The sequence below is a fragment of the Anaeromyxobacter sp. SG17 genome (genome assembly GCF_022690695.1).
In the GTDB taxonomy this organism is placed as follows: Bacteria; Myxococcota; Myxococcia; order Myxococcales; family Anaeromyxobacteraceae; genus Anaeromyxobacter; species Anaeromyxobacter soli.
Window position 1 is genome coordinate 12,604 of sequence record NZ_JALCYX010000002.1, and the last position, 25,843, is coordinate 38,446.

Here is a 25,843-nt window from a genome sequence, read left to right on the forward strand (position 1 = left end):
CCCTCTCACCGGCTGGGGGGCACCGACGGCGCGAGCGGCCGCTGCCGGTCGCGAGTGGTCTGGGGGGTCAGCATGAGGACCTGCGGCTCCTCGACCTTCTCTCCCTTCGGCGCGAGGCTCTTGCGGTAGGTCTCCGCGATGATCGTCGCCTCCTGCGAGTCGAGGCCGTTGAGCGCCGCGGGCGCGGGCACGCGAGGCGCGCCGGGGTTCGCTTGCTGCGCGACGAAGATCTCCCGCATGGCCCGGCCATGCGTCTCCGTCAGGTGCTCTCTCGCGCACCCGGCCGCGAGGGCGGCGAGCGCCGTGAAAACCAGCGTCTTCATTGCATCCTCCCCGAGGGCACCTTCTCCGGCCGCGCGGGCTCCGACGGAACCGCGCGGTCGAGCTTCTTGGCGACCTCTTCCAGGTTTGCGCGCGCGCGGGCGAAGCCCGGGGCGAGCCGCACGGCGTCCGAGTACGCCGCGAACGCCTGCGGCAGGTTTCCGGCGAGCTCGTACGCGTAGCCGAGGTTGTTCTTCGCCTCTGCCGGCGAGCCGCCGGAGGCGAACTGCTGCGCGGCGCGCGTGAAGTCGCCCGCCCGCGCGTACGCGAAGCCGAGGTTGTTGTGGTAGCGCGCCGGCATCGGATCGAGCCGCACCGCCTGCTGCAGGCGGGCGAGCGCGTCCTGCGTGCGCCCCTGCCGGTAGAGGGCCCAGCCCCAGTCGCTCAGGTACGCCGCGTTCTGCGGGGCAAGCTCCGCCGCGCGCCGGTGATGCCCCTCCCCGTCCGCCCAGCGCTTCGCCTCGTCGTCCATGATCGCCAGCGCCGCGTGGGCCGGGGCATAGTCGCGGTCCATGCGCAGCGCCTCGCGCAGATCGTCCTCGGCGTCGCCGGTGTTGCCTTGCCCGCGGTAGGCCCGTGCACGGAGCGTCAACGTCGCGGCCGACCGCCCTTCGCTCTCGTGGATGGCCTGGATGGCGGCGAGCGCGTCGCCGTACTGGCGGCGATCGACGAGATCGCGCGCGACCGCGAGCCTGACGCCGGACACTCCCTCCTGGGAGGCGCGACGCGTCGTGGCGCAGGCGGAGAGGAGGACGGCGGAGAGCATGACGGCGGAGGACACCGCGAGCGAGCGCGACCGGTTCATCGATGTCCCCCGAGCATGGGCATGAGGGTCTTCATGATGTTCACCGCGGCGGGGCCGATGATGACCGCGAACAGCGCGGGGAGGATGCAGAGGACGAGCGGCAGCGTCATCTTCACGGCGACGTACGCGGCGCGCTCCTCCGCGCGCTGCATGCGGCGGATGCGGATGCCCTCGGCCTGGACCCGCAGCGCAGACGCGATGCTCGTGCCGAACAGCTCGGTCTGCGTGAGGGTCGCCGCGAGCGCGCGCAGCTCGGGGGAGCCGGTCCGGGCCGCGAGCCGCCGGAACCCGTCCATCCGCGGGATGCCGGCCTTCACCTCCAGGAACGTGAGCCTCAGCTCGCTCGAGAGGAGCGGCCACGCCAGCGCGATCTCCGCCGACACCCGCTGGAGCGCCGCGTCGAGCCCCAGGCCCGCCTCCACGCACGTGACGAGCAGGTCGAGCGCGTCCGGGAGGGCGCGATCGATCTGGCGGAGACGCTTGGTGATGCGCGACGACAGCCACAGGTTGGGCAGGAAGAAGCCCGCACCGGCCAGCCAGATCGCGATGCCGAGGGCGAACCGCACGGGCTCGGCCCGGGAGGCGTTCACGAACAGGAACCCGAACAGCAGGCCGAACGAGAGCACCGCCTTGGAGGCGACGAACAGGTGAGGCGCCCGCGTCGAGCGGAACCCCGCCCAGACGAGCTGCCGGCGCAGTCGTGATGCCGCGTCCTCGTCACCCTGCGAGGTGTTCCCGCGCGACGCCTCCGGCGCGCCGACGTCGAGCCGCTCGCCCGAGACCACCGCCGCGGCGGGCGCGTGGGGATCCGGCGACGCCGCGCGAAGCCGCCGCACCGCGGGATCGGCGCCGGCGCGGAACGAGCGTGCTGCCGCCCCGAGCGACGCGACGGCGATCGTGGCGAGGCATCCCATCGCGAGCGTGAGCGGGTCGATCGGCATGCGCTAGATCTCCAGCTGCGTCAGGCTTCGGAGCCACACGATCCCCGCGGCCCAGCTCGCCAGGGCGTAGCCCACGATCCAGTGGCCCGACGGGTTCTCGGCCAGCGTGCGCAGGTATCCGGGGTTCATCACCGACACCGCGAGCGCGACGATGATCGGCAACACGCCGAGCACCCACGCCGACGCGCGACCCTCACCGGTGAGGGCGCGCAGCTTGCCGTAGAAGCGGTACCGCTGGCGGATGGTGTCCGAGATCTTCTCGAGGATCTCGGCGAGGTTGCCGCCTGTCTCGCGCTGGATCACCGCCGAGACGGCGAAGATCTTCACGTCGGAGTTCCCGGGGCAGCGATCCGCCATGTGAAGCACCGCCTGCTCGAGCGAGAGCCCCAGCCGCTGCTCGTCGTACCCGCGCGCGAACTCGATGCACACTGGCTCGGGCATCTCGCCGGCGACCACCTGGAACGCGGAGGTGAGCGCGTGCCCGGCCCGGAGCGAGCGCGCCATCATCTCGAGCGCCTCGGGGAGCTGCTCGGAGATCTTGCGACTGCGTCGGCTCCTGGCCGAGAGGACGGACAGGAGCGGCGCGCCGGCGCCCGCCACGCCGAGCAGCAGGGCGATGGGGAGCCCGAGCCGGAGGACGAGGCCGAGCAGCAGCCCCGTCCCCGCCGCCGCGGCGGAGATCCCGAAGAGCTGCGCCACGGTCCAGCGCGAGTCGGCCTGCTCGAGGAGCGTTTCGAGGTAGCTGACGCCGGGGAGCGGCGTCACCAGCCCCTCGGCCCACGCCTGGCGCGCGATGCGCCCGCGGCGGAGGAGCTCGGCGTCGAGCGCACCCTCCCTGCCGATGGCGCGCAGCCGCCGGCGCAGCTCGGCGCGGCGCCGGTCGCCGACGAACTGGAAGCCGTAGTAGATGGCCTCCACGCCCGCGAAGATGCCGAGCGCGACCGCGGCGATCAGGAGCTCGCGCATCAGCGCTCCTCCAGCACGTGCGCGGCGATGGCCGCGGGGTCCACGCCGAACTGCGCGATCCGGCTCATCGCCCGCGCCCGGATGCCGGTCGCCATGAACTCGCCGATGACCTTGCCGGTCGAGTCCACGCCGCGCTGCTCGAACCGGTAGATCTCCTGCATGGTGATGGCGGCGCCCTCCGTCCCGGTGATCTCCGCGATCGACATGATGCGACGGCGGCCGTCGGTACCGCGGTTCAGCTGGGCGATGATGTTGAGCGCGCGAGAGATCGTGGCGCGGGTCGCGCCCTCGCTGAGCGGCACGCCGCTCATGCCGATCATGGCCTCGATGCGGGAGAGCGCGTCGCGCGGCGTGTTCGCGTGGACGGTCGTCATCGAGCCCTCGTGGCCCGTGTTCATCGCCTGCAGCATGTCGAGCACCTCGCCGCCGCGGACCTCGCCGACGACGATGCGGTCCGGGCGCATGCGGAGCGCGTTCTTCACGAGGTCGCGCGCGAGGATCTCGCCCTTCCCCTCGATGTTGGCCGGGCGCGTCTCGAGCCGCACCACGTGCCGCTGCTGGAGCTGGAGCTCGGCGGAGTCCTCGATGGTGACGATGCGCTCGGCGTCGGGGATGAACGACGAGAGCGCGTTGAGGAGCGTCGTCTTGCCGGCGCCCGTGCCGCCGCTGATGAGCACGTTCAGCTTCGCCTTGACGCAGGCGCCCAGGAAGCCGACCGCCTCCGGAGTGAGCGCGCCGTTCGAGACGAGGTCGCGGACCTTGAGGGGGGAGACGCCGAAGCGCCGGATCGAGAGGATGGGGCCGTCGATCGCGAGCGGCGGGATGATCGCGTTCACGCGCGAGCCGTCGGCGAGGCGAGCGTCCACCATCGGCGAGGTCTCGTCCACGCGCCGGCCGACCTGGGCGACGATCCGGTTGATGATCTGCTGCAGGTGCCCGTTCGAGCCGAACCGGACCTGCGTGAGCTCGAGCTTGCCGCGCCGCTCGACGTAGACGGTCGAGTAGGTGTTGACGAGGATGTCCGAGATCGTCCCGTCGGCGAGGAGCGGCTCGAGGGGCCCGAGGCCGGTGAGCTCGTCGAGGAGCTCCCCCACCATGCGCTCCCGCTCGAGCTGGTTGAGCGGCAGCTCCGACCGACCGATCTCGCCGGAGAGCACCGCCCGCAGCTCCTCCCGGCGGCGCTCCGCCGGAAGCCGCTCGAACGCCTGGAGGTCGAGCTTGTCGATGATGCGACGATGTAGCTCGGTCTTGAGGTCGTGGAATACCTCCGGCGCCGACTCCGGCGCGAGCGCCGCGGCGGCCGGGGCCGCGCTCGCGCGCTGGCGCAACCGCTCACCGAGTCCCACGTCCGCCTCCCGTCAGCCGCCGCCACCACGAGGTGCGCGCGGAGGACTTCGCGCCCTCGGCGTCGAGCAGCGCCGCGAGCGCCTCGACGTCGCGCGTGATCGGGGCGCGGGCTCCCACCTCGGCGAGCGTCGCGCCGCGCCCGACCGCTTTCGCGAGCAGCGCGAAGTCGTTCGTGACCGTGGCCGTGACCGGCAGCCGGACCGTGTCGGCGACCACCTCGCGCGTGACGTTCGAGCGCGCCTGGTAGCGGTTGACGACGAGGAGCAGCTTCGAGTCGTCGTAGCCCAGCTTCCGGAAGATCTCGACCGTGCGCTGGGCGTTCCGCACCGCCGGGACCTCCTGCGTCACGACCAGGACGACGCGATCGGACGCGTCGAGCGCGGCGAGCGAGAGCTCGTCGAAGCCGTGGATCCCGTCGAGGACCACGCTCCCGTAGTGCTGGCGCAGAAACCCGATGAGCTGTGTGATCGCGGAGGCGTCGATCTTGTCGGCCTCGTCGAGCCGGTCGCCCTGCGCGAGCACGCTCATCCCGGCGCGGTGCCGCGCGATGGAGCTGTCGAGCAGGTCGCGGTCGAGCCGGCGAAGGTTCGCGAGAACGTCGGACACCGTGTAGGTGCTCTGCAGGTCGAGCAGCGACATCGCGTCCCCGAGCTGCAGCTCGAGGTCGACGAGGCACGCCCGCGCGCCGCGAGCCGCGATCGACGCCGCGGAGTTAGCGGCGAGCGTCGTGGCGCCCATGCCCCCCTTGGCTGGGAAGAACGCCGTCACCGAGCTCGCCGCGGCCGTGGGCGTGGGGCGCACGAGCGAGCGGACCGCCAGCTCCAGCCGCTCGGCCTCGCCGGCCACGACGTACTCGCGCGCGCCGGAGCGCATCGCGCGCAGGATGAGGTCCGGGTCCTTCGCCGCGCCGACCACCGCGACGCGCACGCCGCCCGCCGCGAGCCCGGAGATCGAGCGGAACGCCGTCTCGGGGTCGCCGTTCAGGCCCACCACCGCGACTGCGGGCTTCCCGGGCTCGGCGACGGCGCGGGCGGCGTCGCTGACGTTCTGCAGGGGAAGATCGTCCAGCGCCGAGAGCAGCGCGGTCTGCACGCTCGCCTCGAGCCCGGTGACGAAGAACGGGATCGTGTCCATGGTCGCTCCCTTCACTGGCTGAAGCCGCTCTGCCCGGACGCGCCACGCTCTGCGCTCGGCGGCTGCCTGCGGTCGGCGACCTCGGCGCTCGTGCCCTGGCTGCCGAGCAGGTAGAACGGCAGGTCGCCGGGATCGTTCATCTCGTACTCGGTCGGCAGCCGTGGCAGCTCGTGCGGCGCGACGGGCTTCACGAGGTGGGCGGTCACGACCACGACGAGCTCGCTCTCGTCGCGCTGGAACGCCTGCGAGCGGAAGAGCGCGCCGACGATCGGGATGGAGCCGAGGAGCGGGAACTTCGCGATCTGCGAGCGGATCCGGTCCGCCACGAGCCCCGCGATCGCGAAGCTCTGGCCGTCGGCGAGGCGGATGCTCGTCTCGCTCTGGCGCGAGGTGAGGCCGGGGACGCTCGTGCCCGCGATCGTGACCGCGAGGCTCGGATCGATGTCGCTCACCTCCGTCTTCATGGAGAGGTGGATGGCGTCGCCGATCACGGTGGGCGTGAACTGGAGCTGGATGCCGAACCGCTTCCACTCGACCGACGTCTGGCCGAACGAGGACGCGATGGGGATGGGCAGCTCGCCGCCCGCGAGGAAGCGCGCGTCCTGACCGGAGAGCGCGACGAGGGTCGGCTCGGCGAGCGACTTCGCGAGGTTGTTCTGCTCGAGCAGGTTCAGCATGACGCTGAACGGGAAGTCGCCCATGTGCGACAGGAACACCGAGAACGCGTTCTGGAACGTCCCCGACGGCACGTCCGGCGGAAAGCCGTTTCCGGCGAGGCCTCGCGGGCCCGTGCTCGGGATCGCGGGATTCTGTGCCGTGTTCAGGAAGTCTCCGGGCAGCGTGCGGTTGCTGAAGAGGCCGCCGACCGTCTTGAAGTCGTCCGACTTGTGGAAGAAGTTGACGCCGAGCTCGCGCAGGCCCGTGCGCGCGACCTCTGCGAACCGGACCTGGAGCTGTACCTGCTGCACGCCCGACACCTGGATGAGGTTCGCGACCTTCTCCGCGTGCAGGCGGGCGACCTCCGCGACGCGCTCCGGCAGCCGCACGTCCGTGACCTGCCCCGAGAGGACGACGAGGTCGCCGCTCGAGGTGATGTTCACGGTCTCGCCGGGGAAGAGCTGCTTCACCTGCGTGCGCAGCGCCTCGAGGTTCCGTCCGACCTGGAGCGCGATCACGAGCGGCTGGTTGTCACGGTTCCAGAGCGTGAGGTCCGTGGTGCCGACCCCCTTCGCCGTGAGCAGCACCTGGTTCGGCGTCACGACCTTCAGGTCCGCGACCTCGGGGTTCGCGACGGCGATGCGACCGATCTGCTCCGACAGGATGAGGAGCCGGTTCTGGCCCGCCTCGAGCGTCATCTCGCGGGCGGCCCCCATCTCGCGATCGATGCGCAGCGCGGGGGTGGTCTGCGCCCCGTCCTGCGCGGCGGCGGGCCCGGCGACGACGAGGAGCGAGGCGAGGAGCGCACGGGCGCGGTGGGGGATCATTGGCGCGATTCCTTCGTGAAGTCGCGGCGCTCGAACATGTCGCCGCGGAGGATCTCGACCGTCTGCTTCTCGGCGGGCGCGGGCTTCACCTCGACGACCGGTGCGCGCGCGCGGTGGCGCGAGGACACCGCGGTGACCTTCGGGCCGGGCGAGCCCGCCGTGGGCGCCGCCGCGGCGGGACGCTCCGGCTCGCGGCCGCCGGCGAGCAGGATGGGGGGCGTGATGCCGGGCGTGGCGAGCATGTCCTCGTCCGCGCCGCTCCGGAGGCTGAGGAGGATCTGGCCCTTGCTCGCGCTGAGGGCGAGCTTCTCGGACTGCTCGCCGTCGACCATGAGGGTCGCGACCGTGGCAGGCATCGCCTTGTCGAAGTTGCGGTCCGCGCGCTCGACCTCCTTGCCGACGGCGAGCACGCGCACGTTCTGGAGCACGATCTTGGACATCGGGGGCTGACCCGCGGCGTCCGACGGCTTCATCGTGACGATCACGTCCACCGCGTCACCGGGGTGCAGGAACCCCGCGACCCCGACGACGTCGTCCACGCGGACGGCCACGGCGCGCATCCCGGGCGGCAGGATGGCCGCGAGGCCGGCGGCAGTGCCGGGCGGGGCGAGCCGGCCCGCCAGGATCGGCTCGCCCTTCGTCGTCGCCGAGGTCACGACGCGGCCCACGAGCGCGGCCGGATCCGCCGAGGTCCCCTGCGGCGTCGAGCCGGAAGGCCACTCGATGACGGCGAGCGACTCCGCCCGGAGCGTGGTCGCCGACGGGATGTCCACCGCGGCGACGACGACCTTCGTGGTGGGGACCCGCGCCGCCGACGCCTTCGCCTCGAGGTAGCGCGTGAACAGCACCGCCGTCGCCATCGCCGCGATCGCGGCGATCCCGAGGAACAGCGCCGCTCGAAGACCGGTGCGCCTCGCGCCTCGCTCCGCCGCCCGCCGCAGGTTGCTGCCCGCCCGATCGCCACCGCCCGAGCTCGTCATCGTCGATCCCCCTGCTGCTGCGCTCAGCGGCGCATCTCGGCCGTCGCGACGATCCGCGCCGGCATGATGTCGTTGAAGAGAAGCGTGAACGATCCCCCCGGACAGTCGACCGCGACCCTCACGGAGCCGATGGGATCAGGGATGTCGAAGCTGCAGGTCGAGGCGTCGATCCCAGCGACGCCCAGGTACTCGCTCGCCCGGGCCTCGGCGACGCCGGCCGGATCCGAGTCGGCGATGCTCCCGGCGCGCGCGCCCTCCCGGGCGGCGTTGACGATGATCTCGCGCTGGAAGAAGTGGAAACCCCACTCGATGGCACCCAGGCAGAGCAGCATCAGCACCGGGACCACGAGCGCGAACTCGACGGCCGCAGCCCCCCGAGCCCACGCGCGACCCGTTCGCGCCTTCATGGCGTGCCCCCCGTGAGGATGGCGAACAGCGCGCCGACGGCGAGGGCCGCGCCCGCCGGGACGGGCGCGCGGCCGTGCTCCGCCGCGAGCGACACACGAGTGGGGGCAGCGCCGAGCGCCACCGCCACGAGGTTCCGCCGCATCTCGCTCCGCGCGCGCAGCGAGGATGCGCCGAACGCGACGAGCGAAAGGACGCCCGCCGCGATCGCCGCGGCGAGCAGGTACGCGGGGAGGCGCTCCAGCCCGACCCACGCGGCCGCCGCCGCGCCCAGCTTCAGATCCCCGCCCCCGACCATCCGGTGCGACCACGCGGGCCACAGCAACGCCCCGACGATCACGATCCCGCCGACCGCACCCGCCGCGCCCCTGCCACCGTGCACCGCCGCCTGCGCGGCGACGCCCGCGAGGGCGAGCGCGACGGTGAGGGCGTTGGCGATGCGGTGGTGCGCCACGTCGGACGCCGACGCGATCGCGAGGAGGGCGCTCAGGAGCGCGAAGTGCGAGAGCGGGTAGCTCATGGGGTCCGTTCGCGCCGGCCGCGGGACGCCTCGGCCGGCGCGTCGAGGATCACGAAGACCGCTACGGCGCCGAGACCGAGCCGGCGACGCTGTTGAACGTGGTGCTCAGGTTCGTCCCGAGGAGGCCCACGGCCGTGATGATCACGACCGCGATCAGGGCCACCATCACGCCGTACTCGACCGCCGTCGGCGCCGCCTCGTCCTTCCACAGCTTCCTCAGCATCTGAGTCATTGCCTGCCCCTTTCACTCACGCGAACGGTGCCCCCGTCGCGATGGTCCACACCGGCTGGGTGTGCCGTGCTCGCGCCCGCCCCCAGCCGGGCGTGCGGAGCGATCCCCGAGCGCCCGCGAGCGCCGGGAAACCTCTGCGGGCGGTCGCTCCTCCCAGGCCCATTCGGCGTCCGCACGGCGTCGTCGCCTCTCGAGGCGAAGAAGCTCGTCCGGTCGTCGCCGCGGCGCCTGCTCGGTTACTTCCCCCACATGCTCTCGACTGCTCTGCGGAGGTGCGGACGGTTGCCGTTCATCGGGAGTCCTGGGACCTCGGGACACTCGCTCGAGACGATCGTTCGTCGCCGGTCGAAAGCGAACGTTCTGCCTGCTGGACGCGCGGATCAGCGCGCGTCCCTGCTCGCTCTGCGAGTGAACGCGACCCAACAGGTTCCGGGCCTCGTATTAGGCCCGTCGGGTGCGTCGCGAAGGCGGGACCTTCTGCGGGGGCCCCACCGTTCGGGGCTCGTACACAGCGTGCTAGCATCGGAGCGCATGAGCGATCGGGTGACCAGCGCCGGGCTCTGGACGGCCTTCACGAACGTCGCGCTGGCAGCGCTCTACGGCGGGTTCGCCCTCACGCACGTCCACAGCTTCCAGGATCGCCCGCGCGCGAGCGTGCTGCTCATCGGCCTGTTCGAGACGCTGCTCGCGATCTTGTTCGTCGTCCGGCGCCAGGCAGCGGCCACCTCGAGCTCGCCTTCGGCGTGGGTGAGCACGCTCGCCGGGACGTACCTGCCGCTCCTCCTGCGCCCCGCGCCCGATGGGAACGATCTGTTCGCCGCGCAGGTGGTGCAGGCGATCGGAACCGCGCTCGGCGTCGCCGGCCTGATCTCCCTGAACCGCAGCGTGGGCCTCCTGCCGGCGAACCGCGGCATTCGCTCCGGCGGTGCCTACCGCCTCGTGCGCCACCCGCTCTACGCCTCGTACATGGTCGCGCACCTCGGCTACGTCGCGAGCAACTTCACCGTGAGGAATGTCGCGGTGGCGATCGCCGCGTTCGCCGCGCAGCTCGTCCGCATCCGCGGCGAGGAGGAGTTCCTCTCGCGCGATCCCGAGTACGCCGCCTACCGGGCGCGCACGCGCTGGCGGCTCCTGCCGTTCGTGTACTGAGCGGGCGCTGAGCGATGAAAGGGACCGCGGACACGCTCGACGGGGAAGCTCGGACACGGCGCGTTCGCCAGGGCGCGCGTCTCGTCGCCGCCTGGCTCGCCGGCCTCGCGCTGCTCTCCGCCCCCGTCGTGTGGCGCGCGATGGGGAGCGCCGTCGAGGTGCACGCGTTCGTGATCCCCTCGCCCTCGCGCGTGCCGGTGCTCGAGGTGACGCGCGGCGTCCCCGATCACGCGCGGCCCGTCGCGCTCCTCGTGCACGGGTTCCACTGCAACAAGTCGATGATGGTGCCGCTGGCGAGGCGGCTCGCCGCGAGCGGGGTCGACGCCTACGCGATCGACCTGCCTGGCCACGGCGCCTCGCGCGAGCCCTACTCCGACGCGCGCGCGGTGGCTGCCGCGCGGGAGGCGCTCGACGCCATCGCGGCGATGCGCGGGGTGGCGAGAGCGCGCGTCGGGCTCGTGGGCCACTCGTACGGTGCGAGCGTCCTCGCCCGCGTCGCGGGCCAGGACCCGGGCCGTCCCACGCTCGTGATGATCGGGCCGGGCTACGAGGGTGGGCTCTCGCCCGCCACCGGCAACCTGCTCGTCGTCACCGCCGAGCACGATTACGGGTTCATCGCGGAATTCGCCGAGGGCATGCTGCGCGACGCGACGGCCGGTACGCTCGAGCGGGCCGGCGAGCGGAGCGGTGAGCTCGCGCGGCGCGACGCGCGCGCCTGGCAAGTGATCCCCGGAGCGGACCACCTCTCGCTCCTCGTCAGCCCGGCGGTGATGCGCGACACGCTCGCCTGGCTCGAGCCCGCGCTCCACCCGACCGCCGACCGCGCCGCGGCCGTGGTGACGCCGCGCCTCGCCGGAGCGCTCGCGCTCCTCGCGCTCGCGGGGGCGGTCCTCCTGTCCGTGCTCGTCGCACGGGCGGGCGCGCGCGCCTCGGCGGCCGAGCCGCGCAGTCCGCCCGTGGTGAACCGCGCGTGGCTCGTCACGATCGGCGTGCTCGCGATCGGGATCGGGCTCCTCACGGCGCGCGCCGTGACGCCGCTCGCGCTCGTGCGGCTGGGGGAGGGAGAGCGCTTGGCGTCGCTGCTCGCGGTGGCCGGCGTCGCCGCGAATGCGCTCGCGGTCGCGCGGTGGAGGCGGGCGCCGGGACCGGGAGCTCAGCAGCTCGTCCGGGCGTTGCCGCCGGCACTGGTGGCGACGGCGCTGGTGTACGTCGCGGCGCTCGCCGGCGTGGACCGCGAGCTCTACCACGTGTCGCTTCTCGACTCCGCCCCCGAGCGGCGCGCAGCGGTGGTCGTGCTCGCCGCGGCGCTCTTCCCCTTCTTCGCGTTCGTGCAGGGGGTGGTCGGTCACGCGGGGGCGGACGAGGTCGGCGTCCGGCCCCGTGCGCGCACCGCAGCCGCTGTGGCGGTACTGTATGGCGCCGCCGCCGCCGTGCTCCCGCTCGCGGGCCCGCGGCTCGGCCGCTTCACGCTCTTCGTCGTCGCGATCGGCGCGTTCTGCGCCGTGGTCAGCGCGCTGCTCGACCGCGCCGCTCGCAACCCCGCCGTCGGCGCGATCTTCTCCGCGACGGTCACCGCGTGGGTGCTCGCGGTCGGCTTCCTCCGGTACTGACCATGTCGACCTTCGTCGGACACTCGCTCGCCGCCGCCGTCGTCGCCGCCTCTGCCGGCGATCGCCTCCGCGCGGAGCGTCCGCGCGCGGTCGTGGCGCTCGCGATCGCCGCTGCGCTCCTCCCCGACCTCGACGTGCTCTTCCTGCTGCTCGGGCCGGGGGCGGCGTCGCACCGCGGCCTCTCGCACAGCCTGCTGTTCGCGACGGCGTCGGCGGGCCTGCTGGCGCTCGCGGCGCGCCCCCTCGTGCGCGCTCCGCTGGGGCGGCTCTTCGCCGTGCTGCTCGTCGCGGCCCTGTCGCACCTGCTCCTCGACTTCCTCATGGGCGCGGGACCGCCCATCCGGCCGTTCGCGCCCTTCGACGAGCGCGGGTTCCTCTCGCCGGTCCGCCTCCTCCCGATCGCGTACTACGCGAGGTCGGCAGAGGGATACCGGTCGGCCGGGTTCCTGCTCCGGAACGGGCTCGCCGCCGCGCTCGAGCTCGCGATCCTCGCTCCCCCGCTCCTCCTGCTGAAGCCGGCGTGGGGTGCGAGGACGCGCGCGCTCGCCGCGACGCTCAGCGTCGCCGCGGTCCTCGCCACGCTCGCGCTCTACAACTGACGGCGCTGCCCCGGAGCAGCAACGTGCAGCGGCTTCGCGGCGGCGCTCGCGCCGTCACGACAGCTCGCTCACCGCCCCCTCCAGCGCCCCGGCGACAGTCGCGAGCGTCCGCTCCACCTGGGCCCGCGCCTCGGGCGTGAACGTCTCGTCGTCCTCCGCGAGCAGATCGAGCTGCTCGGAGACGTACGAGGCGAGGGCCGGCTGGGACGACTCGAGCGCGGCGGGCTCCTGCTCCAGCGTGCGCAGCGCGCCGAAGTCCACCGCGGCGAGGCGATCGCCGAAGGCCTGGTCGAACATCACCCAGGTCTCGAACGCCAGCTCCTGCGCGGCGCCAGCGCCGGACTCGGGCAGCGGCGCGGCCTCGAGCCAGGCGACGAGGTCGGGCTGCACGTTCATGAAGCGATCGCGCCGGCGCTGCACCTCGCGCGGCGCCTGGGCGGCGAGGTGTCGCCAGACGGCCTCCACGAGCTCGGGCGCGAGCTCGGTGCCGCTCTGCGAGCCGCGGTCGGGCAGCTCCGGCAGGGGCTCCTGCGCCGCGACCACGTTCGCCGGCGGCGGCGACTCCTCCTCCGGGCCGCCGCCCGCGGCGACGCGCGCCCACAGGCCGAACAGGTTCGCGTAGAGCCGGCGCGCCTCGTCGGGCGAGGCGAAGTGCGGCTCGCCGGAGAAGACGCCCGGGATCACCGCGGAGCGTGGCTCGCCCGCCGCCTGCGCGCGCCGGAACGCCTCGGCGACCTCGGCGGCGTCGTGGCGCGAGCCCGCGCGGGCGAGCAGCGCGGTCAGCACCTCGGCGCCCTCGTAGGCGGGCGGGATGCCCTGCGTGGCGTCGCGGTCGCGATCGCGGTCCTTCGGGGAACGGCGGCTCATTTCTCCTCCCGGTGCGCGAGCGCGGCGAGACGGCGGACGACCGCGCGCGGCATGAAGCGGACGGCGGTCGAGGTGAGGCGGTAGACGGCGGTGGGGACGTGGACGACGGCGCGCCGCTCGATCTGCGCGAGCGCCTCGCGCGCCGCCTCGTCGGCGGTGAGCAGCCCCGGCACGCGCTCGAAGCGGCTCCCGACCCCGGCCACCTCGCCGAACTCGGTCGAGACGGGCCCCGGGCAGTAGGCGCCGACGTATACGCCCGTGCCGCGCAGCTCCTCGGCGAGCCCCTCCGAGAACGACAGCACGAACGCCTTCGTCGCGCCGTAGACGCTCATGTAGGGCGTCGCCTGGAAGGCCGCGGCGGACGCGACGTTGAGGAGGACGCCGTCGCCGGCGGCGCGGAGGTCGGGCAGGAGCGCGTGCGAGAGGAGGACGAGCGTCTCGCAGTTCAGCCGGATCATCTCGCGCACCCGGGCCGGGTCGAGCCGCTCGAACTGGCCGTAGGCGCCGAAGCCGGCGTTGTTCACGAGCCAGGCGGCGCCGCCGTGCTCGCGCGCGGCCTCCGCGACCTTCTCGGGCGCACCCTCCCGGGCGAGATCGACCGTGAAGGGGATGATCTCGGCCTGGCCGAGCGCGCGCGCCTCGGCGGCGAGGGTCTGGAGCCGCTCGATGCGGCGAGCGATGGCGAGCACAGGGCGGCCGCGGCGGGAGATGTCGCGGGCCAGGGCGGCGCCGATGCCGGCGGAGGCGCCGGTGACGACGGCCAGCGTGGGACGAGGGTCGGTCGGGGACATGCGCGCCGCAAGGATAATGGCGATCGGGCGCGGTGGCGCGTGGGGCGACCGGCCGGGGCGTCGATTCGTCGCTCTCCGCCGGATCCGGCAGGTCCCGGCCGCCAAAGGCGAGAGCCCCGCCCTTACGGACGGGGCTCCCCCAAAGACGGCGCCGTGTCGCCTACTGGCAGGCGTTTCCGCCCTGGTTCTCCACCGGCTTGCAGGCGGGGCCGCGGATGCCGCTGTTCGAGCGGGAGATGCACACCGGCGTGCCGCTCGTCGTGTCCCAGAAGTTGGCGGGCACCCACTGCTCGCTGCTGGCGCCCTCGACAGGCTGCAGCGTCACGCCCACCACGCTGCACACGAGCTGGCCCTCGTAGGAGGACGAGGTGCAGGCGGAGTTGCCCGGCTTGTTCGTGGCGGTGAGCACGAGCGTGACGTTCTTCGGCGCGCATGCCGCGGAGCCGCCGCTGCAGGTGTCGAACGAGCGGCCGCAGCCGTCGCAGTGGTGCGTGCGGACGTTGCCCGTCGTGCAGTTGCAGCCGGACAGGTCCGCGTTGATGTTCCAGAGCCAGCCGCCGACGGGCTTGCCCTGCGCGTTCCTCGCGACGGGGGTCACGTCGGCCGCGGTCTGGATCGAGAACGTCTGCGTGCTGCAGCCGTCCACCACGACCGTGAGCTGCGCGTCGGCGAGCGGGTTCGGGACGAGGACCTGATCGTAGAAGCCCTTCGAGAGCTGGACGGTCACCTGGAGCGAGCCTTCGGTGACGTCCCCGGCGCTCGGGCTCAGGATGATCGCGGGGTCGGCGGCGAGAGAGAGGGAGGGGACGGCGAGGACGACGAGTGCGGCGAGGCGCATGCGAGGGAGTGCTCCGAACTGCGGGGATGCTTGGCACTCTCCGATGGAGGCGGAGGTGGGCGATATCGCGTGGGTGTGTGACACCCTGCCGCACTACACGACGCCGCCTCACCTCCGCTGCCGCGTCGTCCGCGTTCGTCGCGGAGCTGCCCAGACACGAGCGCCCTCTCCCCGCTGCTCGCGGGAAGAAGGCGCGGAGACTCCGGACCGCAAGCTAGTTGTCGTCGTCTCCGTCCGGCCCGTTCATCGGACAGTTCGGGTTCGGGCAGTCATCGCCCATCATCCCCATCCCCATGCCGCCGCCCATTCCTCCGGCGCCCATGCCCATGCCCGGCCCCATCCCCATGCCGCCGCCGCGCATCCTCATGCGGCCGCCCATGCCCATTCCCATGCCCGGGCCGGGGCCGTGCCCGAAACGCCGCTGGAAGCGCTCGAGGAAGAGCACCGCGCGGGCGCGCTTGTCGGGGGTGAGGTCCTTCACGAGGGCCTGCGTCGCGTCGCGATCGATCGATTCGAGCTGGCCGCGGGAGGCGTAGAGCCGCTGGATGGCCTGATCGACCTCGGCGGCGGTGACCTTCTCGCCGGATGCCGCGCGGCGAAGGGTCTGGTTGGCCTCCATGAGCTGCTTGTGCGCGGCAAGGCGCTTCTCGTCGGACCTGGCGAGCTGGTCGGAGAGCTTCACCGCCTCGGCCGGCTCGAGGTCGAGCGCCTCGGCGAGGCCGAGCGTGCGCGCGACGCGCATGCGCCGCTCCATCCGCTGCGGATCGGCGCGTCCCTGGCCCATGCCCATGCCCCCGCCCTGCCCGCGCATCGGGCCGGCGCCAGGGCCCGGGCCCGGCGGCTGCGCCTGCTGCGCGCCGCCCGGCTTCGGCGGCGGTGGCTGCTGCTGCTTCTGCGGCTGTCCCGCCTGCGCGAAGGCGGCGAGCGGGAACACGAGTGCCGCGATGAGGAGCTTCCTCATACGTCTCTCCCTTCGTTGTCGAACGGGGCACGGCCGGGGTGGCCGTGCCTCACTGCACCGCGGCTTCCGCCGCGAACGCCATCTCCTCGCCCTCGGCGAGGGACTGGAGGACCGAGCTGTCCTCCCAGAGCTCATCGGGATCCGGCTCCTGCCACGACGCCACCTGGACCTGGGCCGTCGCAGCCCCCGCCCCCGAGACGGACGCGGAGGCGAGCTCGGGGTGGTCGCGGTCGCCGGCGGCCCCGCCCAGCGCCAGGGCCGGGCCGCGCAGCTCGACCGCCGTGCCCGAATGGCCGGCGACGTCGCTCACCCGCGGCAGCTCCCCGAGCTGCGGCCGCCGCTCCCCGGTCACGAACGGCAGGAGCGGCACGAGCGAGAGCGCCGCCACCGCGCCCATCGCGAACGCGATGCGCCGGAGGACGCCGCGCCGCCGCTCGCCCTGGCGCACCGCCTCGACGGCGCGCTCCGGCAGGTCGGCGAGGACGCGCCGCTCCGCCGGGGTGGGCGCGGGCAGCCGCGCGAGCCGGAGCACCTCGGCGCTCGCCTCGACGTCGTCGCGGCAGGCCGGGCAGCTCGCGAGGTGCGCCTCGAGGCGGGCGCGCTCCTCGCCGCGCAGCGCGTTCGCCGCGTGGAGCGAGAGGAGCACGTCGTACTCGCTGCAGGCGGGCGCGGAGCTCATGGCTGGCCCTCCGGGGCGAGCGCGGCGCGCAGCTTTCGCGTGGCGTGGTGGAAGCTCACGCGCGCGGCATTCTCGCTGATGCCGAGCGTGTCGGCGATCTCGGCGAACGGCAGCTCCGCGTCCACGCGCAGCGTGAGGACCTCGCGCATCCGGCGCGGCAGGCGGACGACGGCGGCCCGGACCGCGGTGGCGCGCTCCGCCTCCTCGAGCGCCTCGACCGCGACGGCCGGGTGGGCCTCGCTCGGCCCGAGCGCCTCGAGGGGGGTGCGCCCGAGGCGCAGCTCGTCGCGGAGGTGGTTCTTCGCGAGGTTCACGGCGATGCGCACGAGCCAGCGGCGGAAGGCGAAGCCCTCGCGCTCGCCGCGGCGGAGCGTGCGGCGCGCCGCCTCGAGGGCGCGCAGGAAGGTGCGCTGCGCGAGGTCGCGGGCGTCCTCCGGCGTGCGCGCGTAGCGGCGGACGATGGAGAGGACGAGCCGCTCGTGGCGGCGGACGAGGTCGCCGAACGCGTCGTCGTCGCCGACGAGGAACGCGGCGAGGAGCGCGTCGTCGGGAGTGCCCTCGCCCGGGGACGCTCGCGCCGCGCCGCCGGGGAGCACCCGGAACGACGGCCGCCTCGTCCTGTCTCCGTCGTCAGGCATGCCGTTCGCGCGGGCCACGGCTCATGAGACCCCTTGCCCGCACAGAAGTTAAAAGCTACTCCTACCGGCCGATTTCACGCTCCTTTTCGGGGCGAGACAGGATCACCATGCTCGACCTCAGGGCCGTCGCCCAGGACTTCGAGAGCTTCGAGAAGAAGCTCGCCCGACGCGGGGAGGCGGCCGTCCAGGCGATCGCCCCCGTGAAGCCGCTCGCCGCGCGCCGCCGCGAGCTGAACGTGCTGCTCGAGAAGCAGAAGAAGGAGCAGAGCGACGCGAACGGCCGGATCCGCGAGCTCATGCGGACCGACAAGGCGGCCGGCGAGAAGGCGCGCGGCGAGCTGCGCGCGCTCGGCGACACCGTGAAGGCGACCGAGCAGGAGCTCGGGCAGGTCGAGGCGGAGATCGAGCGGCTCCTCCTGCTCGTGCCGAACCCGCCGCACGAGTCGGTGCCGGACGGCAAGGACGAGCACGACAACCGCGTCGTCTCGACCTGGGGCGAGAAGGCGAAGCTCGACTTCACGCCGAGGCCGCACTGGGAGCTCGGCGAGGCGCTCGGGATCCTCGAGTGGCAGCAGGCCGCGAAGCTCTCCGGCTCGCGCTTCACGATCTACAAGGGCGCCGCCGCCCGGCTCGAGCGCGCGCTCGCCGCGTTCTTCATCGACGTGCACGCGAGCCGCGGGTACACGGAGATCCTGCCGCCGTACCTCGTGACCGCCGAGACGATGACCGGCACCGGGCAGCTCCCCAAGTTCGAGGAGGACCTCTTCAAGACGCAGGGCGAGTCGCCGCTGTACCTCATCCCGACCGCCGAGGTCCCGGTGACGAACATGCACCGGGGCGAGATCTTCGAGGCGAACCAGCTGCCGATCTCGTACTGCGCGTGGACGCCGTGCTTCCGCGCCGAGGCGGGCGCCGCCGGCCGCGACACCCGCGGCCTCATCCGCCAGCACCAGTTCCACAAGGTGGAGCTCGTGAAGTTCGCGAACGCGGAGGAGAGCTACGCCGAGCACGAGAAGATGGTGGACGACGCCTGCGAGGTGCTGCGCCGCCTCGGCCTCCACCACCGCGTCTCGCTCCTGTGCGCGGGGGACATGGGCTTCTCGTCCGCGAAGACCTACGACATCGAGGTGTGGTGCCCGGGCCAGGACGCGTACCGGGAGATCAGCTCGGTCTCGAACTGCGAGGACTTCCAGGCGCGCCGCATCCGCGTGCGTTACCGCGGCGAGGGCGGGAAGCCCCGGCTCGCGCACACGCTCAACGGCTCGGGGGTCGCGATCGGCCGGACGGTGGTGGCGATCCTGGAGCAGTACCAGCAGGCGGACGGGACGGTCGTGGTGCCCGAGGCGCTCCGGCCGTACATGGGCGGCCTCGAGCACATCGCGGCGCAGGCGTTTCCGAGGGGGGTGGAGAGGTAGCGGGCGCCTGCCCTCCCCTCCTCCGTTCGTCCCGAGCGTGGCGAGGCCGCAGGCCCGAGCGGAGTCGAGGGACCCCTCCTCCGAACCGCCCGCCGTTACGCGAAATCGAGGGACCCGAGCCCCTCCCCTCGCCTCCCACCCGCCGCCGTGCTTCTCCCCTTGATCCCCGCCCGCCGGTGCCGTATATGGGCCGTCCGCTCGCGCGCGCCGGAAGGCGCCCGCTGGCAAGGTTTCGGAACGAGGACGGATTCGGAGGAGTGGCCGAGCGGTTTAAGGCGGCGGTCTTGAAAACCGCAGAGGGTTCACGCCCTCCGAAGGTTCGAATCCTTCCTCCTCCGCCAGGTGAAGGAGAACGAGGGTTCGGAAAGGTGGCCGAGAGGCCGAAGGCGCTGGTTTGCTAAACCAGTATACGGGGTAACCTGTATCGAGGGTTCGAATCCCTCCCTTTCCGCCAGTCAGTCGTGCAGCAACCCGGCCCAGCGCATCGCGGCCGGCACAGTCGAATAGGCTTCAAGGGCCCTTAGCTCAGTTGGATAGAGCGTCGGACTACGAATCCGAAGGCCAGAGGTTCAAATCCTCTAGGGCCCGCCATCTAGAGAGCCGTATGTTCCACGGGTTTCCCTTGGAGCGTCCGGCTCTTGCTGTTTCGGCAACGAGGGGTCCAGCAGCAGGTTAGCAGCAACACCGGACCGGTCCGCCGGGACGGACGGACCGCACTTCGTCGCCTTGTTGTGCAAGACGCCGATGAGCGGCGGTGGAGGTGGATGCTGTTCGTGGACGCGCCCTCATGCTCCATCTCGCGGAGACGCTCGGCAAGGCGCTCCGGCGTGACGAGCCGCAACGACAGCTTCTTGATCGTCTTCGAGACGAAGTGGAGCCGCGTCCTGCTCTGCTCGCGCGAGCGGCTTACCTTCTCCCGGAGCGTCGACAAGCTCGCCGAGCGTGGAGCTGCGCGTCGGACTGGAGCGGCTCGATCCCGAGGCGCTGACCCCGATTGGCGCGACCGGGCGGCATGGACGGCCGACGCGAGCGGCACTTCGGATCATCCGGCGCGCCGATAGCCGGCGCGCCACCGCGCCTGTTGCGGCGTCCGCCGCTCGACCGCCGCCCACGCGACGTCCGCCGAGCGTCGCATCCGGCGATAGCGGCATGCCAGGATGGGACCAAAGAGCTGGACTGCACGAGCGTGTCCCACGGCGAGGGCCTGCGTCGCGCACGCGAGCGCTCAGGCGGTTGCCCGCTCGCAGATCATCATCTACCTTCGGAACCTGGGCCAACACGAGGGGGCGGCCGTTGAAGCCGAAGGTGACCGCACGGCAGTACTTTGACCACCTGCCGGACCCGGAGCACCGGCCGGGCGACATTTGGTGTGGGCTGCCAACTCACGGCCTCCTCAAATGGCCGTCGGTTTCCGGGATCATCGTAACGCCCGCGTGCGACTTGCAGAACCGGAAGGTCGAGACCCTCACGTATCTACCGGTCATCCCGGTCCACGCTTGGTTCGCGACGACAGGGTTTCTCGCCGAAGTGCGTGCCGAGATGAACACCTGCCTCGACAAACTCGAAGCGGGTCGGAACCTGGGACTTCCCCGGTTCCCACGTGCGCTTCGGAAGCAGGATGCTGATGCACTTCGAGCGGCACTCGAGAACGCGAAGGCGTCCGGCGTGCAGCTCGCCGAACAGGCACTCGCCCGAGTCGCGGCTGGCCTACGCCACGTCGCAGTTGTGTTCTCGAATGCGCGCACGGCTTCGCTGGCAGACCTTGGCCTGCTGTTCTCGGACAAGAAGTGGCGGGACCTTCGTGAGCGCATCGTTACTAACGCACTCCGCACAGACCTGCACTTTCTCCCCTGCGACGAGGCGGATCTGGACTGGTCCGGAGTACCGACCCATTCCGTCGTGCTGTTCCGGTACCCGATGTCTGCCCCGATCGACGTGTTCGATACGGCCATGGATCCGCAGATGCGCGACTGGTCCGTCGCGCTTGAGCCGATTAGACCGCTGTGCCCAGGCATTGACGCGTTCGCGAAGGAGAAGCCGACGAAGCGCGTGCGCCTACAGAGTCGGTTCTTGGCAGATCTCTTGACGAGGTACATCGCTCTATACTCCAGGCTCGGGTCGCCCGATTTCTCCGAAGAAACGGTCAGCGCGTTCGCTGGTGAGCTGGGAGAACGCCAATGAAGTATCTCGCCATCACGGAACGTACGGCCGACTGGTTGTTGAGCCAGCCAGAGCATCGACGCGCGCTCGCAGAAGCCCTTCCTCAACTCTCAGATACCGCGGGGCTGTCGAAGACGGTTCTCGCGATTGGCTCTCTTCGTGTTTGCGCCACTGCTGACGCAAGGGTTCTTGCGCTTTGGAATGCTGACTACGTCTCGAACGTGGGAGAGGAGCCGTGGGGCATACTGCGCCTCGAATCTCCCTACGGCCTGCTGGATGTCTCATTTGTGGAAGAGGTCTTTGAGCGAGAACTCTACGTCTGCAGCCAACGGCTGAAGGGACTGGTGCTCGTTTCCACAGTCATTCACCACGCGCACGAGGGCGGAGTTCACACGTGCGTTTCTGGCCGTGGCCCCGACGCAATCCGGAACCGCATTGCGTTCGTCGAAGCGGATGTGATGACCGGGAGCACCCGGCAGCGAGCTGTGCTCTGCATCGGCCCGACTTTTGAAATGCCTGCATTTCGTGAGGCAGCGCTTAAGGAGACCCCGGCCCTGCATGTGGTCGCCAAGGCCGCGAACGGGTTGTTGGCGGAGGCGATGCTGCGGCCACAAGCCGAGACGACGCTCTTTGCGAATCTCAGGGACAGATTCACCCCCGTGAGCGCTCTTCGGGCGGACGCCGAGGGGCCAGTCGGAGAGATTCCAGCGCTGGAGCGGGTGGGAGAAACCTCGGGGCCGTCGTCCATCGATGAGCTCACGTATGAACAATGGACTGCGCCGGACAGCCGGCTCACGGCAGCTCAGCGCAGAATTCTCGAATCGGGTCACATGGATCGGCAGCCCATTAGGTTGGTCGGGGCCGCAGGGTCTGGCAAGACGCTGTTGATGATGCTGCTCGCTATGCGCCGACTAACTGCGGCTGAGACGGCAGCGGCTCCCGCTCGCGTGTTGTACGTCGTTCACAACTCGGCGATGAAGAACACGGTGTGGCTTAGATTTCTCGCGCTCGGCGGAGAGCGGTTCCTCGAAGGAAGCGAACGCCGTCTCGACGTGAAAACGCTGTTCGACTACAGTCGCGAGACTCTCGGCATAGAGGAGACACCGGTCATCGACGCAGATGCGTACGAGACGAAGCTCTTCCAAGTGGAACAGGTGAAGGAGTCGCTTCGGGCAGTACTCGCGAACGAAAAGCACGCCGCGAGCATTCGAGAGAGCAAGGTGTTTTCGTCGGCTTCTCAGAATGAAGCCATCTTTCCCCTTGTGGGCGGCTTGATCGCGGACGAGATTGCGACAGCGATCAAGGGCCACGGTCTGGTACGAGACCGCAAGCGGTACGTCGAGTCCGAGCGTCGGCTCAGCCGCCTGCATGGCGCTCTATCCCCTGCTGAGCGGGATATCGTGTTCGATGTGTTCGAGCACTATCACCGCGAAGTGTTCGAGAAGCTCGAGGTATTCGACGCGGACGACCTCGCCATGTCTCTTCTACTGCGACTGCGCTCTCCCATCTGGGAGATGCGGAGGAAGAAGCTCGGCTACGACCACGTGTTCGTGGATGAAACGCAACTGTTCGACGAAAACGAGCGCAAGATTTTCCCGCTCTTGACGACCGGCACCACACCTCATGTGCCGGTAGCACTGGCGATGGACGAAGCCCAGCAGACGCGCGCGACGTCGTCAGCGGGCCTGGGATTGCTCGGCTTCGACAGGTTGGCAGACGAAGCTTTGGAGACCGTTCACAGGAGCACGAAGGCGATCCTCGAGCTTGCGTTCTTCGTCGTGCAACGAACAACCGACTTGTTTGGCGCCGAGTTCCCGGACTTCACGGCAAAGACCGTCACCGTAATTCCGGACGAGCACCCGCTTGCTGAGAAGCCGGTCGTCGTCACCCCTGCATCCAGCGCAGAGTTTGGGAAATTCGTTCTCCGCCAGATTCGTGCCCTTCGGAAGAAGAACGTGCGCCAAATCGGGGTTGTATGCCATGCCGAAGCACGATGGGGCTCCACGGAAGCCATTCTGATGGCATCGGATCTCCCAGTACGCGTGCTCACGCGGCGCGGCGAGCGACTGGACGCGCAGCGCCCCGCAGTGGTTCTCGCGAGGCCAGAGGCCGTCGGAGGCCAGGAGTTCGACGCCGTGATCGCCATCGGGCTCGAGCAAGGGGTGGTTCCGCCTCGGGTCGAAGGTAACGACGCGTTGTCCATGGTGTTGGAGCAGCAGGCTTTGCGTGAGATGTACGTAAGCTTCACAAGGGCCCGGTACCGGCTCGTTATCGCGAATGGCCAGGGTTCAGCTCCGAATCCAGTTCTGGCTATGGCAGTGGAGCGAGGACTACTCGCAGCGGAAAGGGTCGCGGACTCCGCGTAACGGGCGCGGGTACTGCGCGCCGCTACGCCGTTCCCCGACAGCGAGCACGGCCTTCGCCACCTCCGGCCTGCCAAGCACGGCGTGATACCGCTCCTGTTCGCCTGTTCGTGCGCAAATCGAAGAGGGACCTCGCGGGGGGTGACGAGCGCGTTCCAATTCCTCGGACAGCAGTACCGGTGAACCCGCGCTCGTACCGAGGAGCGGCCGATCAGTAACCGCCCGGCCTTGGACGTATTGACCTAGCTCTCCGATGTGCCCGCGCCGCTGCGGGGCTCCCCCTCCTGGTCATCGTTATCTTCCGAGTTCGCCGCCGACCCTGCTCAGGCCGACGGCTCGGTTCAGTGGCGTCCAAGGGTGCGGCAGCGTAACCGGCGGAAATGGTCGTGTGGACGTAGGCGTCCCGCCGCCCGTTCCGGCGCGGGCTCTCGATCCTCCTCGTGTCTCTGTTCGTGTTCGCCGCCGACCAGCGTCAGGCCGACGGCTGGGCTTCGGGTGGCTTCCAGTTGTGCGGCAGCAGCTCGTCGATCCGCGACACGGGGTGCGTCTGGACGCGGAGCAGCATATCGTGCTCGACGACAATTACACCTCCCCACCGGCGACAACTACACCTCCCCATCACTGAGGCCCGCCGGAACCTAGCCCCGACCGCCTGCCTTCGCGGCAGAACGTGGCAGGGTGAGGACGACGGACGGGCAGGTGAGGAAGCTGATGGAGGAGATGTCGAAGCACGGGAAGGTCGGCCTGGCCGCCATGCGGGCCAGGGTGGACCGCAAGACGGCCCGCAAGTACGTGAAGGCGGCGAAGCTGCCGTCGGAGATGGCCTCGCCGAGGACCTGGCGGACGCGGTCGGATCCGTTCGCAGAGTTCTGGGACGAGCTCGCCGCCAGGCTGGAGCAGGCGCCCGGCCTCGAGGCCAAGACGCTCTTCGAGGTGCTCTGCGAGGAGCATCCGGGGCGCTACGAGCCCGGTCAGCTCCGCACGCTGCAGCGTCGCGTACGCCAGTGGCGCGCCCAGCGCGGACCTGCCCGCATGGTGATGTTCACGCAGGTGCACCGGCCAGGGGAGGCGTGCCAGGTGGACTTCACTGAGGTGGTCTCGCTGCGAGTCACCATCGCCGGCGAGCTCTTCGCGCACCTGCTCTGCGTGTTCACCCTGCCGTTCTCCACTGGCAGTGGGCGACGGTGTGCCTGTCCGAGTCGCTGGCCGCGCTGCGCCGAGGGATCCAGGCCGCGCTGTTCCAGCTCGGCGGCGTGCCGCAGTTCAGCCAGACCGACAACTCGACGGCGGCGACCCATCGGATCCCGAGCGGCGAGGAGGCGCGGGTGGAGGGGCACCGGCGGCCGTTCAACTCGGAGTACCTCGCGCTGCTGCGGCACTTCGGGATGACGCCGCGCACCACGGAGATCGGCGCCAAGGAGCAGAACGGCGACGTGGGCTTGATCCGGTTCGGTGGACAGGTTCGCTACGCCACTAACCGCAACCGTGCTGCCCTCTCAAACTCGGCCGGGCTGACGTAGCCGATGGCCGAGTGACGCCGCTGCTGGTTGTAGAACACCTCGATGTACTCGAACAGCTGCTCCTTCGCGGCCGCGTTGGTTTCGAACCGCTCGCCGAGCTCGGCCTTGAGCGTCGAGAACCAGCTCTCCATCGCGGCGTTGTCGTAGCAGTTGCCGCGCCGGCTCATGCTGCAGGTGATCCCTCGCGCGTCGAGCGCCGCCTGGTAGTCGTCGCTCGCGTACGTGCTGCCCTGGTCGGAGTGGTGGAGCAACTCGCCCGTCGGCCCGCGGCGCTGAAGGGCCATATCGAGCGCCTTCACGGTGAGGTGCCGGTTGTTCGAAGCGGAGAGCGCCCAGCCGACGACGAAGCGCGAGAACAGGTCCAGCACCACCGCCAGAAACAGCCGGCCCTCTCCGGTCGAGAGCTCGGTCGTGTCGCCGACCCACTTCTCGTTCGGCCGAGTCGCCTGGAACTTCCGGTCGAGGAGGTTCGGGGCGACGGGCTGGTCTTGGTCGCTCACCGTCGTCGAGCGGTACCGCCTGCGCTGGCGCGCAACGAGCTTCTCCGCCTGCATCAGGCGGATCACGCGCTTGCGGCTCACGAAGACCTTCTGCGCCTCGAGCTCGACCAGCACGCGCGGGCTGCCGTAGGTTCGCCGGCTGCGCTCGTGCGCCTCTCGGACAAGGATCGTGAGCCGGGCATCCTCGACGGCGCGAGCGGACGGCGGCCGTCCGCACCAGGCGTAGAAGCCGGCGCGAGAGACCTTGAGCACACTGCAGAGTTTCGTGATGCGGTGGTGGGCCTTCTCCGCGTCGATGAACGCGAACTTCACTTGTGCTGCTTCGCGAAGAAGGCCGCCGCATTTTTTAGGATCTCCCGATCCTCGCGGAGCTCCCGGTTCTCTTTGCGCAGCCGGGCCAACTCTTCCTTCTCCGCGGTCGTGAGCGCGCCCGGCGGGCCCTTGCCCCGGTCCACCTGCGCCTGCTTCACCCAGCTCCGGACCGCGGTCTCGGTGAGGTCGAGGTCGCGCGCGATCTGCCCGGCGGTCTTGCCGCTCGAGAGGACCTTCTTCACCACCTCGGCCTTGAACTCGTCCGTGAACCTACGCCGCTGCCGGTGCTTCCGCCCTTCGGCCATG

26 protein-coding genes and 3 tRNA genes are annotated in these 25,843 nt (G+C 71.1%); 10 read left to right on the forward strand and 19 right to left on the reverse strand.

Annotated features, from left to right (window positions below):
* Window positions 1-5: 5 nt before the first annotated feature.
* The 11 genes from MNY60_RS01130 to MNY60_RS01180 form a co-directional block, all read right to left on the reverse strand.
* The gene (locus MNY60_RS01130) at window positions 6-323 is read right to left on the reverse strand and encodes a hypothetical protein (protein WP_242333430.1); all 318 of its coding nucleotides are present in this window, start codon (window positions 321-323) and stop codon (window positions 6-8) included.
* Window positions 320-1,126 (reverse strand): tetratricopeptide repeat protein, encoded by an 807-nt coding sequence (locus MNY60_RS01135; protein WP_242333429.1) that lies wholly within the window; start codon window positions 1,124-1,126, stop codon window positions 320-322. The genes MNY60_RS01130 and MNY60_RS01135 overlap by 4 nt, the downstream gene beginning before the upstream one ends.
* Window positions 1,123-2,067, reverse strand: coding sequence for a type II secretion system F family protein (locus MNY60_RS01140; protein ID WP_242333427.1), 945 nt, complete (start codon window positions 2,065-2,067; stop codon window positions 1,123-1,125). The genes MNY60_RS01135 and MNY60_RS01140 overlap by 4 nt, the downstream gene beginning before the upstream one ends.
* A 3-nt stretch (window positions 2,068-2,070) precedes the next feature.
* Complete coding sequence (locus tag MNY60_RS01145) at window positions 2,071-3,033, reverse strand: type II secretion system F family protein (protein WP_242333425.1); 963 nt, start codon at window positions 3,031-3,033, stop codon at window positions 2,071-2,073.
* Window positions 3,033-4,379 carry a CpaF family protein gene (locus tag MNY60_RS01150; protein ID WP_242333423.1) on the reverse strand — a complete coding sequence of 449 codons (1,347 nt, stop codon included), beginning with the start codon at window positions 4,377-4,379 and terminating at the stop codon, window positions 3,033-3,035. Before MNY60_RS01150 ends, MNY60_RS01145 begins: the two co-directional genes overlap by 1 nt.
* Complete coding sequence (locus MNY60_RS01155; RefSeq protein ID WP_242333421.1) at window positions 4,366-5,514, reverse strand: AAA family ATPase; 1,149 nt, start codon at window positions 5,512-5,514, stop codon at window positions 4,366-4,368. The genes MNY60_RS01150 and MNY60_RS01155 overlap by 14 nt, the downstream gene beginning before the upstream one ends.
* A gap of 11 nt (window positions 5,515-5,525) precedes the next feature.
* Complete coding sequence (locus MNY60_RS01160) at window positions 5,526-6,998, reverse strand: type II and III secretion system protein family protein (RefSeq protein WP_242333420.1); 1,473 nt, start codon at window positions 6,996-6,998, stop codon at window positions 5,526-5,528.
* Window positions 6,995-7,978: a Flp pilus assembly protein CpaB gene (gene cpaB / locus MNY60_RS01165; protein WP_242333418.1), complete on the reverse strand. Its 984-nt coding sequence runs from the start codon at window positions 7,976-7,978 to the stop codon at window positions 6,995-6,997. Before cpaB ends, MNY60_RS01160 begins: the two co-directional genes overlap by 4 nt.
* 23 nt (window positions 7,979-8,001) lie before the next feature.
* Window positions 8,002-8,385, reverse strand: coding sequence for a TadE family protein (locus tag MNY60_RS01170; RefSeq protein ID WP_242333416.1), 384 nt, complete (start codon window positions 8,383-8,385; stop codon window positions 8,002-8,004).
* Window positions 8,382-8,903 carry a prepilin peptidase gene (locus MNY60_RS01175; protein ID WP_242333414.1) on the reverse strand — a complete coding sequence of 174 codons (522 nt, stop codon included), beginning with the start codon at window positions 8,901-8,903 and terminating at the stop codon, window positions 8,382-8,384. Before MNY60_RS01175 ends, MNY60_RS01170 begins: the two co-directional genes overlap by 4 nt.
* 61 nt (window positions 8,904-8,964) lie before the next feature.
* The gene (locus tag MNY60_RS01180) at window positions 8,965-9,126 is read right to left on the reverse strand and encodes a Flp family type IVb pilin (RefSeq protein WP_242333412.1); all 162 of its coding nucleotides are present in this window, start codon (window positions 9,124-9,126) and stop codon (window positions 8,965-8,967) included.
* A 540-nt stretch (window positions 9,127-9,666) separates the two neighbouring features.
* Here MNY60_RS01180 and MNY60_RS01185 point away from each other — a divergent pair.
* The 3 genes from MNY60_RS01185 to MNY60_RS01195 are packed head-to-tail and all read left to right on the forward strand — an operon-like array spanning window position 9,667 to window position 12,493.
* Window positions 9,667-10,284, forward strand: coding sequence for an isoprenylcysteine carboxylmethyltransferase family protein (locus MNY60_RS01185; protein WP_242333410.1), 618 nt, complete (start codon window positions 9,667-9,669; stop codon window positions 10,282-10,284).
* Between the two features lie 14 nt (window positions 10,285-10,298).
* On the forward strand, window positions 10,299-11,894 hold the full coding sequence (locus tag MNY60_RS01190; protein WP_242359850.1) for an alpha/beta fold hydrolase: 1,596 nt from the start codon (window positions 10,299-10,301) through the stop codon (window positions 11,892-11,894).
* Window positions 11,895-11,896: 2 nt separating this feature from the next.
* Complete coding sequence (locus MNY60_RS01195) at window positions 11,897-12,493, forward strand: metal-dependent hydrolase (RefSeq protein WP_242359851.1); 597 nt, start codon at window positions 11,897-11,899, stop codon at window positions 12,491-12,493.
* A gap of 54 nt (window positions 12,494-12,547) precedes the next feature.
* Here MNY60_RS01195 and MNY60_RS01200 read toward each other — a convergent pair whose 3' ends face one another.
* The 6 genes from MNY60_RS01200 to MNY60_RS01225 form a co-directional block, all read right to left on the reverse strand.
* Complete coding sequence (locus tag MNY60_RS01200) at window positions 12,548-13,360, reverse strand: hypothetical protein (RefSeq protein ID WP_242359852.1); 813 nt, start codon at window positions 13,358-13,360, stop codon at window positions 12,548-12,550.
* Window positions 13,357-14,151 (reverse strand): SDR family oxidoreductase, encoded by a 795-nt coding sequence (locus MNY60_RS01205; RefSeq protein ID WP_242359853.1) that lies wholly within the window; start codon window positions 14,149-14,151, stop codon window positions 13,357-13,359. Before MNY60_RS01205 ends, MNY60_RS01200 begins: the two co-directional genes overlap by 4 nt.
* A 160-nt stretch (window positions 14,152-14,311) precedes the next feature.
* Window positions 14,312-14,989, reverse strand: a complete 678-nt coding sequence (locus MNY60_RS01210; RefSeq protein WP_242359854.1) for a hypothetical protein — start codon at window positions 14,987-14,989, stop codon at window positions 14,312-14,314.
* Window positions 14,990-15,203: 214 nt separating this feature from the next.
* Window positions 15,204-15,950 (reverse strand): hypothetical protein, encoded by a 747-nt coding sequence (locus MNY60_RS01215; RefSeq protein WP_242359855.1) that lies wholly within the window; start codon window positions 15,948-15,950, stop codon window positions 15,204-15,206.
* Window positions 15,951-15,999: 49 nt separating this feature from the next.
* Complete coding sequence (locus tag MNY60_RS01220; RefSeq protein WP_242359856.1) at window positions 16,000-16,629, reverse strand: zf-HC2 domain-containing protein; 630 nt, start codon at window positions 16,627-16,629, stop codon at window positions 16,000-16,002.
* Window positions 16,626-17,267, reverse strand: a complete 642-nt coding sequence (locus MNY60_RS01225; protein ID WP_242359857.1) for an RNA polymerase sigma factor — start codon at window positions 17,265-17,267, stop codon at window positions 16,626-16,628. Before MNY60_RS01225 ends, MNY60_RS01220 begins: the two co-directional genes overlap by 4 nt.
* Window positions 17,268-17,374: 107 nt before the next feature.
* On the opposite strand from MNY60_RS01225, the gene serS reads away from it, so the two are divergent.
* The 6 genes from serS to MNY60_RS01255 all read left to right on the forward strand — a co-directional run bounded on the left by serS (window position 17,375) and on the right by MNY60_RS01255 (window position 23,208).
* The gene (serS, locus tag MNY60_RS01230) at window positions 17,375-18,682 is read left to right on the forward strand and encodes a serine--tRNA ligase (RefSeq protein WP_242359858.1); all 1,308 of its coding nucleotides are present in this window, start codon (window positions 17,375-17,377) and stop codon (window positions 18,680-18,682) included.
* A 251-nt stretch (window positions 18,683-18,933) separates the two neighbouring features.
* Window positions 18,934-19,023, forward strand: a tRNA-Ser gene (locus MNY60_RS01235).
* A 21-nt stretch (window positions 19,024-19,044) separates the two neighbouring features.
* Window positions 19,045-19,136, forward strand: a tRNA-Ser gene (locus MNY60_RS01240).
* Window positions 19,137-19,196: 60 nt separating this feature from the next.
* Window positions 19,197-19,273, forward strand: a tRNA-Arg gene (locus tag MNY60_RS01245).
* A gap of 702 nt (window positions 19,274-19,975) precedes the next feature.
* A complete protein-coding gene (locus tag MNY60_RS01250) occupies window positions 19,976-20,863 on the forward strand; it encodes a hypothetical protein (RefSeq protein WP_242359859.1) in 888 nt (295 codons plus the stop codon).
* Window positions 20,860-23,208 carry a UvrD-helicase domain-containing protein gene (locus MNY60_RS01255; protein WP_242359860.1) on the forward strand — a complete coding sequence of 783 codons (2,349 nt, stop codon included), beginning with the start codon at window positions 20,860-20,862 and terminating at the stop codon, window positions 23,206-23,208. The genes MNY60_RS01250 and MNY60_RS01255 overlap by 4 nt, the downstream gene beginning before the upstream one ends.
* Window positions 23,209-23,843: 635 nt before the next feature.
* Here the strand turns inward: MNY60_RS01255 and MNY60_RS01260 are convergent.
* On the reverse strand, window positions 23,844-24,125 hold the full coding sequence (locus MNY60_RS01260; protein WP_242359861.1) for a hypothetical protein: 282 nt from the start codon (window positions 24,123-24,125) through the stop codon (window positions 23,844-23,846).
* A 264-nt stretch (window positions 24,126-24,389) separates the two neighbouring features.
* On the opposite strand from MNY60_RS01260, the gene MNY60_RS01265 reads away from it, so the two are divergent.
* Window positions 24,390-24,725 (forward strand): hypothetical protein, encoded by a 336-nt coding sequence (locus MNY60_RS01265; protein WP_242359862.1) that lies wholly within the window; start codon window positions 24,390-24,392, stop codon window positions 24,723-24,725.
* On the opposite strand, the gene MNY60_RS01270 is transcribed toward MNY60_RS01265, so the two are convergent.
* Window positions 24,671-25,842, reverse strand: a protein-coding gene (locus MNY60_RS01270) for an IS3 family transposase (RefSeq protein ID WP_242359863.1) whose coding sequence is annotated in 2 segments (ribosomal slippage) — window positions 24,671-25,575 and window positions 25,575-25,842 — 1,173 coding nt in all. Because the reading frame shifts where the segments join, the coding sequence is not laid out codon by codon here. The genes MNY60_RS01265 and MNY60_RS01270 overlap by 55 nt on opposite strands.
* Window position 25,843 lies beyond the last annotated feature (1 nt).